Here is a 2,496-nt window from a genome sequence, read left to right as displayed (position 1 = left end):
TCCCGGAGCCGTACGCGGAGGCAGTCGTCCCGGAGCCGTACGCGGAGGCAGTCGTCCCCGGTCCGTACCCGGAAGCGTCCGGCCCGGAGCCGTGGCCCGTGGGGCCCGCGTCCCGGACCCCCGCCGTGCGCACACCCGAGCCCTGGGTCGGGACGAACGCCTGGGCGGCGCCGGGCCGGCGGCCCTCCGCCGCCTCGGCGAGCAGTTGCTCGGTCTCGTCCGTGCCGGGCCGCCGCGCCGGGTCCTTCTGCAGCAGCGCGGTGATGACGGGGCCGAGCGGACCGGCGTACCGCAGCTCGGCCGCCTCCTCCTCGACGACCGCCTGCATCGTGGTCAGCGGCGAGGTGCGGCGGAACGGCGAGCGGCCCTCCACCGCCGTGTACAGCGTGGCGCCGAGCGCCCACAGGTCGGAGGCGGGACCCGGATCGTGGCCGCGCACCCGCTCGGGCGCGAGGTAGTCGACGGAGCCGACGACCTCTCCGGTGCGGGTGATGGTGGTGTCGCCGTCGATCTGGGCGATGCCGAAGTCGGTGAGCAGCACCCGGCTGTCGCGGCCGAGCAGCACGTTGCCGGGCTTGACGTCCCGGTGCAGCACGCCGGCGGAGTGCGCGGCGCGCAGCGCCCGCAGCACCCACAGCCCGATCCGCGCGGCCTCGCGCGGATCGACGCGCCCGCGCTCCTTGACCGCGTCCGCCAGCGAGTTTCCCTCGACCAGCTCCATGACGATCCAGGGGCGGCCGTCGTGTTCGAGGACGTCGTGCACGGTGACGACGGCGGAGTGGTTGATGCGCGCGGCGGCCCGCGCCTCGGCCCGGGTGCGGGCCAGCAGGACGGCCCGGTCGCTGTCGGAGACGTAGAGCGCGGCGGTCAACTCCTTGATGGCCACCGCCCGGTGCAGCACCTCGTCGTGTGCGCGCCACACCCGGCCCATGCCGCCGCTGCCGATGGAGTCGGCGAGCCGGTAGCGACCCGCTATGAGCAGGCCCTGCATCTGATTCACGTTGCCCCGCAATGTTCTTGTCAGGCTCAGACTAAGGACCGGTCTGTCCTCTGGGAACAAGCGGGGTACCAAGGTGACAGTCCTGTGACGCTTGCCGTCGCGGGCGGGAACGGCGACCGGAACCCGTTGTGTTCGGCCGGTATACGGGGAGCTCAACCGGTATACGGGGCGCTCAACCCGTGTAGCGGTACGTCGCCGTGGCCTGCTCGTACAGCCGTGTCACCTCGTCGCGCTCCGCCTCCGGCCCGCGGACCTGGACGACGTGGTAGCGGCCGTCGAGCAGGATCGCCATGTTGCGCACGTAAAGGTCGCGGCCCTGCCCGTCGGTCCAGGTGAACTGTCCCTCGGCCATGGTGCGTCCGCCCACCTCGATGGTACGCAGCCCGGTCGCGGTGGCCCAGCTGGAGTTCCGGTACGGCTGGAGTTCGCTCTCCTTGTCCCGCTGATAGGCCATCGGGTCGCTGCCGTACGTCGCGGCGCCGTCTCGTCCGGGCACGACGATCAGCTCGAAGCCCCCGTGCCGGTAGACCACCTCGCCGCTGCCGTTCTTCGGAGTGCGCTCCCAGCCCTGGGCGACGGCGATCTCGAAGTGCTCGGGGTCCTTGCGCAGGCTGAAGCCGCCGGCGACGGAGGGGCCGCCGCCGGTCTGGGTCTCGGTGGCGGGCGCGGACGCGGAGGGCGCGCCCCGCCCGGACGAGGTCTGCGGGGTGGGCGAGGGCGCCGGGCTCGCCTCCCCGGCGCTGCCCGTACGGTCCGTGCTGCCCGCGGCCCCGCTCTCGCCATGCTTCGGCATGAACAGCAGCGCGTACGCGATCGCCCCGGCCAGCAGGAGCAGGATCAGCAGGAGCAGGGTCCGGCCGAGGCTGCGGGGCGAACGCGCCTCCTGCCGGGCCCGTTTGTGGCGGCCGTGCGGAGGGGCCGCGGGCAGCCCGGCACGGCGCCGCCGCACCAGCTCGCCGCGCCGCCGGACGATCGGCAGCCGGCTCGGGTCGGCGGGCGGGACGGTGACGACGTGCGTGCCGGCGTCCGGCTCGGGCGCGGACCGCACCAGCGAGCGCAGCCAGCCGCTCAGCTCCTCGAAGTCCAGCCGCTCGGTCGGGTCCTGGCGCAGCAACGACTCCACCACCGGCCGCAGCGGGCCGCACTCCTCGGCGAAGGCGGGCGGCTCGGCGCACACCAGCTGCACCAGCTCGGCCGTGGACTCCTCCGGGTACGGCGCATGCCCCTGCACGGCCCGGAACAGCAGCGCGCCGAGCGCCCACAGGTCGGTGGCCGGCCCGACCGGCGCCGCCAGCTGCCAGTTCTCGTGCACGGGCCCGGCCTGCTCCGGCGCCCACCGCTCGGTCACCGGTCCCACGACCGTCATCCGCACCTGCCGGGCCCGCTCGGCGGCCAGCGCGGTGGCGGGACCCCTGCGGACGGGTCCCCCGGCGCCCGGTCCGCCCCAGGACGCGCTCGCCTGCGCCGGCAGTGCGGGGGCGGACGAGTCGGCCGGT

1 protein-coding gene and 1 pseudogene are annotated in these 2,496 nt (G+C 74.9%); both read right to left on the bottom strand.

Features of this window, described 5'->3' with window-relative positions:
• Positions 1-991, bottom strand: a 991-nt coding sequence (locus tag ACLU3S_RS36660) for a serine/threonine-protein kinase (protein WP_413956298.1), incomplete at its 3' end; no start/stop codon positions are given.
• A gap of 181 nt (positions 992-1,172) precedes the next feature.
• Positions 1,173-2,496: pseudogene (locus tag ACLU3S_RS36655) on the bottom strand (serine/threonine protein kinase); the annotation flags it as partial.

Origin of the sequence: Streptomyces sp. AF1A, assembly GCF_047340315.1 — a bacterium.
Lineage (GTDB): Bacteria > Actinomycetota > Actinomycetes > Streptomycetales > Streptomycetaceae > Streptomyces.
The sequence above is the reverse complement of the archived record's forward strand: the minus strand, read 5'-3'. Positions and strand labels throughout refer to the sequence as shown.